Annotated in this window: 8 protein-coding genes; 2 read left to right on the top strand and 6 right to left on the bottom strand. The window is 66.3% G+C overall.

Annotation, left to right across the window (positions count from 1 at the left end; all coding sequences use genetic code 11):
- Positions 1–148: 148 nt before the first annotated feature.
- Both VR45_RS50845 and VR45_RS42955 read left to right on the top strand, forming a co-directional pair.
- Positions 149–274, top strand: coding sequence for a hypothetical protein (locus tag VR45_RS50845; protein WP_353612745.1), 126 nt, complete (start codon positions 149–151; stop codon positions 272–274).
- Between the two features lie 103 nt (positions 275–377).
- Entirely contained in the window at positions 378–704 is a 327-nt protein-coding gene (locus tag VR45_RS42955; protein WP_052709598.1) for a hypothetical protein, read from the top strand.
- A 572-nt stretch (positions 705–1,276) separates the two neighbouring features.
- On the opposite strand, the gene VR45_RS44790 is transcribed toward VR45_RS42955, so the two are convergent.
- The 6 genes from VR45_RS44790 to VR45_RS34300 all read right to left on the bottom strand — a co-directional run.
- Positions 1,277–2,257, bottom strand: a complete 981-nt coding sequence (locus VR45_RS44790; protein WP_078897153.1) for a radical SAM protein — start codon at positions 2,255–2,257, stop codon at positions 1,277–1,279.
- 87 nt (positions 2,258–2,344) lie between these two features.
- Complete coding sequence (locus VR45_RS34320) at positions 2,345–2,647, bottom strand: hypothetical protein (RefSeq protein ID WP_045943821.1); 303 nt, start codon at positions 2,645–2,647, stop codon at positions 2,345–2,347.
- Between the two features lie 128 nt (positions 2,648–2,775).
- The gene (locus VR45_RS42950) at positions 2,776–4,107 is read right to left on the bottom strand and encodes a LuxR C-terminal-related transcriptional regulator (RefSeq protein WP_078897151.1); all 1,332 of its coding nucleotides are present in this window, start codon (positions 4,105–4,107) and stop codon (positions 2,776–2,778) included.
- A 78-nt stretch (positions 4,108–4,185) separates the two neighbouring features.
- Entirely contained in the window at positions 4,186–5,175 is a 990-nt protein-coding gene (locus VR45_RS34310; RefSeq protein ID WP_078897149.1) for a thiopeptide-type bacteriocin biosynthesis protein, read from the bottom strand.
- Between the two features lie 14 nt (positions 5,176–5,189).
- Positions 5,190–6,395 (bottom strand): lanthionine synthetase C family protein, encoded by a 1,206-nt coding sequence (locus VR45_RS34305; protein WP_045943819.1) that lies wholly within the window; start codon positions 6,393–6,395, stop codon positions 5,190–5,192.
- Positions 6,392–6,650: lantibiotic dehydratase C-terminal domain-containing protein (locus VR45_RS34300; RefSeq protein ID WP_045943818.1), on the bottom strand; the 259-nt coding region annotated here is incomplete at its 5' end. The genes VR45_RS34300 and VR45_RS34305, both read right to left, overlap by 4 nt.

Here is a 6,650-nt window from a genome sequence, read left to right as displayed (position 1 = left end):
GGGCAAGGTCGGCCTGACGGTCGAGGCCGTCCGCCAGCTCGGCGAGCGCGTCCACCCGAGGACCGGGCGGCAGATGTCGTAGCACCGCGTTCGAGGTGGTCGGCTGCACTGCCACGGTGGTGGACACCGAGGAGCTGGGCGCGCTGGCGTGATCACCCCCGAGCAGATCGCCGAGTACGTGCCGTACGGCCCGACCGAGCCGGTGCAGGCCTACCTGGACGAGCAGTTGCTGAGCAGGCAGCGCTGCCCGATCTCGCCGTCGCTCTTCACATGAGGTGCGGCCAAAAAAGGTGTCCGGGGCGGCCGTCACAAGCTGATCTTGGGCGCCCATTGCTCTGGTGAACCGGCACTTCGGAACTTCTCGTCCAGGAGAACACTTGGCCAGCTTCACCGACCCGAGGCTCACCATCGGCGTCGTCAATGTCGAGATCAACACCAGCGCCATCGGCGCCTACTGGGCCGGGTACCGCGAGGGCTACCTCCTCGCCGCGGACGGCCCAGAAGTCCTGCCTGGGTATACCGAGGCAGTCGAACGGCTGGAGTACCTCGAAGATCTACACGCCATCCTCGAAGAGCAGCCAAGCACCTTTGCCAACCGGCGCAAGATCAAGAAGGTCGAAGAGGAAAAGGCCCAGCAGAAGAAAGCCATAGAGGATTTAATCCAGAGAATATCATCAAGAAGGGGTCGGGGGAGATCGACCTAGCGCTCTCACTTTCAAATCCAACCGGGCGCGGAATTTTGGACTCCGGCACTGCCTATTCAGCAGGCATTATCAACGGGTGGGCCTGGTCCACTTACCAGCGCGACAGCCACATGCTCGATCCCCTCGCACCACAGCAGGCCCAGGAGTCAGCCCGGAAAGACCAGGAGATCCGAACCCGCATCTCCTACCGCAAACCGCTCACCGGATCAGACGTTCCCCACGAGAGTCGAACTCACGTCTACATGATGACGGCTACCGAATCTCGGCTCATCAAAATCGGCGTGGCAAAGAACCCGATGAAGCGCATGACGCATTCAAGTTCAGTAGCCACGAACCGGACATCATGCGACTACGCCGAAGCCCTGGCCCGGCCCCCACACGCCATCGGCGCAGAGCTGACCCCCTGGGGCCTCAGCGAACTACAGCCCCGTGAGTCGAGCACCGCATAGGGGCGGCCAGAGCCAGGGCGATGCCTCCGGCGGGGAATCGGCCGGCACCGGGATGGAGGGGACGGTGGTGCGTTGAGATGTGCAGGCTGCCGCATCACGGAACAGAATTCACACGATCCTGGATCAGCGCTGGATACCAGGGTGGCAACTCTGCGGACAGGAGAATGGTGAGCAAACACCTTGGTTAGGGGAGCAAGATCCGAGGTCCGGGTCACAGCTCTGCGAACAAGGCTCGCACCAATTTACAGGTTGCGTCGTCTTTGGGATCCATGCAGTGTGAAAGATCTCCTTGCGTGTTTTTTCGAGACGAGTTCCGTTGACAATGCTTTCAAGCCGGTCCTCGAGGACGTCACCTACTGGCCACTGCCGCGCCATGACGCACGGATATGCGGTACCGTCGGGAGCGATACAGAGCTTGCCACTCCAGCAATGGCCACACAACGCCGACATACTTGCTCGTTGACCTGTGACTTCTTCGCCGCGCCCGAACTCGCGGACTCGAGAAATGCGAACACTCCCGACACCGAGATCGCGCAGAAATTCTTCAGTCTGCCTGACCTCCGAATCGTTCTGTCGGATGCCGATGATGGAAGCCCGGGTTTCCACCTCGCTGTCGATTAGTCGCTTTAGGTTGGCAACAGTTTTAGCGTGACTGGACCTCACAGTCGTGATCGCGTCGTGAGTCGCCGAATCATGCGAATAGACTGATGTTGCAAAACGCACTCCATTTAGGACGGCAAACCGGAGAACGTTTTCGGTTAGTCTCGTTAGATTCGTGAATACCTCAACGAATTCGAAACCTACCTCTTTCGCATGCGAAAGGAGCCCTGGAAAATCGGGATTGAGCTGCGGCTCGCCGCCGATGAACTGAATCTTGCGGCAACCGAGATCGTACGCTTGATTCATGATCGATTCATAATCGAGCGCTGTCAGCAGGTCCTTGTCCCCGCTTCCGGGGTGGGACTCGGTATAGCAGTGAACACACTTCAGATTGCATCGGTTGGTCAGTTCCAACCAAAGGAAATCGAGACCTCGACCTTCACTGCCCATTTGCCCTTCGTCGTCGACGTCGTACCTCTCGTCGTCGATGTGATCGGCATGCACGGCTTGCTCCTTCGATCTTGATGGTCGCGACTCGGCGAATAACCGTCGCCAGCCAGGAACCTGATTTAATTGCGGGGGGCGTGGCCACTATCGAATCTGATAAATCCGCCACCCCCTACTCGTATCGACCAGGAAGTAGATCAGGAATGCCGTTCTGTTGCGCTTTTTCCCATCCGGGCTCGGCGTGTAACTTTCTTTGACGAACGCTACCGCGATTCCCTGGTCTTCTTGCAGGGAAATAATCTCCGTTTCCATGCCGTCTACTGACAGGTAGCCTTCGCTGCTGCCGTAAGGCAGTTCGAGCAACTGGGTGGAGAGAAGCTGGTCCGCATCCTTGTTGCGTACAGCTTCGTCCCGCAGACTGAATAGTTCGCGAATATCATTATTCATGCTCTCCTCCATTGAGTGGCGAAATGCTGGCAGGCATTACCGAATTTAGGCTTCTGGGCCATGGGCCGCAAATCGAATGCGTCTAATTGGGTGAAGACCTGCCGCTGGGCTTCGGAAAAACAGCGTCATCACGGCCGCCGGACAGGGGTCCGTGTACCGACTTGCCCAGTCTCTCGGTCCGTGAGGCAACACGCCCTCGTCGGCAGCGTTCCTTTCAAGGCGATGATGTCGACGAGTTCGGACCGGATCGCGCGGGCGACGACCTGGACACGGTCATGGACACCGAACTTCCTCCGCATGGCAGCGAGATCGTTCGAAACGATGAACTGGCTGATCTTGAGCCTCTCACCGATCTGCTCATCGGTGAGGCCGAGTGCGCACTGCTCGGCGACCTGCCGCTCGCGCCAGGTGAGCTGCGGATCGTCGGTTCGGGTGAGGGCGGAGTCGGCGTTGGTGATCAGTAGCTTCTGCGGCCCGGCGCAGAGCGCGGGGCCGGACTGTTCGGCTGTGCAGATCACGGTGCAGGTCTCGGGCTGAAGGCCCAGGTCGAGTGCGGCCTGGGCGTACGCGGTAGTGCCGTCCGTCGGTGTCTGGTGGCGTGCTGCGGACCATGCCGATCCGAGTCCGACGGTCTCTGCCGCTTTGGCCGGGTCGGCGGACGTCGGTGGGATGACCAGGGCGCAGGGGATTCCGCGGGCGAGTGCCTGGTGCACGATCCGGGTGACGACGTGCGCGGGCCGGTGGACGGCCGCCGTACCCTTCAGGATCTCGGCCAGGGGCACCATCGGCGGGATGTCCGCCAGGGCGTCGAGGTGCACGACGAGGCCGTTGGCGGTGCGCAGCTGGTTCGCGAGGTGACCGGTGGGTGCGTCGCCGGGAATGCCGGTGCGCGGCGGTCGAGGGCTTGCGACGGTGCCCTGGTCGTGTGCGGGATCTTCAGCGGCCGGCGACGGAACTGCTTCGGCGAGGTTCTGAAGGGTGTCCGTTCCGGAGATCAGCCCGTGCTCCAGGGCAATGCGCACGGCCATCGCCGGGTTGACGGCCGAGGTCGTGCGCAGCACAAGGGTTTCGAGGGCCTTCGCGGCATCGGTGGATATTCCCAGGAGGCGTTCGATGTCCTGGCGGGTGCCGCCTGCCGCCCGGATCCGGAGCAGGAGATTCTGTCGGTCGGTCAGGGCCGGCGCCTCGCCCGACGGTGTTGTGCGGATCGATTCACCGGTGTTCCACGCGAGGGCGAAGGCGTGGATGCGGTTGATCGCGCCGAGGTTGAAGCGGAAGCGCTTCACCCGTTCGGCGACGCCCGGCATCGTCATTCCGAGGCTTCGGGCGATCTGCTCCGTGGTTTCGCCCTGACCGATCAGGCGGAGGACGTCCACATGGCGCTCGGTCAGACGGACCGGGCGCTTGCGTGGTGGCCTGGTGGTGCCGCCCGGAGTGGGCGGGTCTTTCTTGGCGTTCATCAGCTCGCTGTGGGTCGGGGTGGTTGGGTCCGCCGCTGCTCGGGCTGCGTCAGCGTGTCGGGAGGACGTGGCCGGCGGTCAGGGGGTGAAGCCCGGCGGGCCGAGGATGTGGTCGCGAGCTGCTCGGGCGAGGGCTGCTTGGGCGGGGGTGGGGATGTCGGCGCGGTTCCAATGGAAGACCACCAGTTGGGCGAGGACCGCGCGGAGCCCTCGTGTCAGCTCTCCGCGGCCAGCGGCAGCGGCGAGAGTCCGGCCGGCGGTGTGGAAGACGGACGCCCGGGCACCGGCGTGCTCCAGACGGCCTCCCGGGCCGGTAAGTGCCGTGGTGTCGGCTGCCAGCAAACTTCCCACCCGCTCCACCATCTCCTCGTTGTGCCGGGAGGTCGCCGGCCGCATCTGGGCCACGCGGTGCCATACGTCACCCTGCTCGGTCCATTCCTGGCCGGCGGCACGCAGCAAGTGGCTGCACAGCAACATGGACAGTTCCGGACGGCCGACCGCGGGCTGGTTCGGGTCGGTGTCGGCCAAGTGGCTGTCGGTCAGGATGGCGCGGCTGTCGGCGTGGAAGAGGTCGTGGGCGGCGGCGATGCCGGCCGGACCGCCGAGGGCGGCCGTCTCGGGCTCGTAGATGCCGGGCCACCAGGCGGTGACGACGCCCTCGCGCCGGAGGGCGTCGAGCCTGCGGCCGGTCGCCTGTCGGAGGGCCTCGGAGGTGGTGGCCGGTCCGGGGTGGAGGCGGATGCGCCAGCAGGGGTGCTTTCGCACGTACCACCAGGCGTTAACGGCGCCGCTGTTTTCGGCTTGTCGCAGGTACGGGCCGAGGTGCGTGGCAAGGTCCTGTTCGGCGTTCCTCCAGGAGGACGGGTGGACATACACCTGCACCCAGTCGGCGAACTCGTCGGCGTGGTCCGTGAGCGCGGCGAGTCCGGCGACCCGGTACAGGTCGAGGGCGCTCGTCAGTGCGTCGGTGGGCATGCCCGCCAGGACGGCCGCCTTGGGCAGCGGGGTGCCGGCGAGGACGGCAAGGACGGCTTTCTCCATGAGGTCCGGAGAAGGTGAGTCGGTCATCGGTGGCATCCGGTTCAGGAGAGCAGGAGGCAGGCGTCCCAACCGGTGGCGGGCGCCCCGCCTCGGTCGGTGGCGTGCAGGGCGAGGGCGGTGCCGGCGGTGCCGTCGAGAAATCCGGGCAGAGGGGCCGGGCTCATCGCGTGCACGAGGCCGCGCAGGGCGGGCAGGTGCGCGGTGAGGCGGGCGGGCCGATCGGCGTCCTGGGCGACACGGTGGACGGTGTGGAGGAGGCCGGCCGCACCGTGGCACAGGCCCCGGTCGCTGATCTGCGCGAGCTGGGCGGGGTCGGTGATGCAGCGCAGGAGCGCGATCTCGGCATCCTGCTTGCGCTGTTTGTCCCGCAGGGCGATCGCGGCGAGCTGCTGGGCGCGGGCGAGGCCGGGTGTGCCGTAGCACCAGCTCGGCCGCCCGGGGCCGGTCTGGAGGGAGAGGCGGTGGCGGTGCTCGTCGGTGGTGACCCACTGCGGCCACCACGCTCCTCCGCCGGTGTCCTGCCGCAGGCCGTCCAGCCAGTCGAGGATGCGCAGCATGGCGTCGGTGTGGCCGTCGACGTCGGATCCTGCCTGCTTGGCGAGGGCCAGGAGGGCGAGGGGGCCGGTGATGCCGTGGGCGAGGCCCAGGTTGCCGTGGCCGCCGGGGAAGAGCCTGGAGGTACGGCCGGAGGGGTCGTGGCGCACCCACCAGCCGGGCAGGTCGCTGCCGGGCAGGGGCAGGGTGAGGCGCACCAGGTAGGTGAGCACGTCGTGGAGGGTCTCGCTGTGGGGGTCGCGTTTGAGGAGGAGGGCGCCGAGGCCGGTCAGCCCGTACAGCAGGTCGTACTCGCCGGCCGTGGTCTGCTCGCCGCGGTCGATGCGGGCGTGGGCGGTGTCGAGGCGGCGTGCCGTCAGGTTGGTGACCGCCCGGTCGAGGGCGTGCAGGGTCTCGTGGTGGTGGCCGGTGGTGCCGGCCGAGGTGTTCAGGACGAAGGCGAGGGCGGGTGCGCCGAGGAACAGGGAGGCGTGGTCGGAGGCGATGAGCGGCTGGGCGGTGCTGCCGGTCAGCCACTCCCGGACGGTGTCCGGGCGGCCGAGGCCGAGTGCGGCGCGTTCGATGTGCAGGAGGGTGATGCCGACGGCGCCGGTGGCCAGGGACTGCGCGTACTGGACGTTGTCCGTCCCGCAGGACGCCGGGCGGGTCGTTGCCGCAGGGGCGGCGGGGTGTTGGTGGCCGGTGGCGGTCATCGGGCGGCTCCGTCGGTTCGGATGGTCCAGGAGAGGGCGGCCGCGCGGGCCAGGCGCAGGTGGGCGCGTTCGGCGGTCGGGTCGATCCCGGCCGCACGGATGTGGTGCATGTGCAGCAGGGAGGCCAGGACCTCGTCCGGGCGCGGACCGTCGAGGGCGATGAGGTGGCGACGGTAGGTGTCCAGGGCGGCGCGGCGCCGGGCCCATGCGTCGGTGATCGCCGTGCCGGTGGCCGCGCGCAGGGCGGCCCAGGTG

This window comes from Streptomyces sp. NRRL S-495, assembly GCF_000966955.1.
In the GTDB taxonomy this organism is placed as follows: Bacteria; Actinomycetota; Actinomycetes; order Streptomycetales; family Streptomycetaceae; genus Kitasatospora; species Kitasatospora purpeofusca.
The sequence above is the reverse complement of the archived record's forward strand: the minus strand, read 5'-3'. Positions and strand labels throughout refer to the sequence as shown.

Bases quoted from the DNA above. Each gene is read 5' to 3' on its own strand.
- VR45_RS34310 (WP_078897149.1), bottom strand. From the start codon at position 5,175: ATGACCGACTCACCTTCTCCGGACCTCATGGAGAAAGCCGTCCTTGCC.
- VR45_RS34320 (WP_045943821.1), bottom strand. From the start codon at position 2,647: ATGAATAATGATATTCGCGAACTATTCAGTCTGCGGGACGAAGCTGTA.
- VR45_RS34305 (WP_045943819.1), bottom strand. From the start codon at position 6,395: ATGACCGCCACCGGCCACCAACACCCCGCCGCCCCTGCGGCAACGACC.
- VR45_RS42950 (WP_078897151.1), bottom strand. From the start codon at position 4,107: ATGAACGCCAAGAAAGACCCGCCCACTCCGGGCGGCACCACCAGGCCA.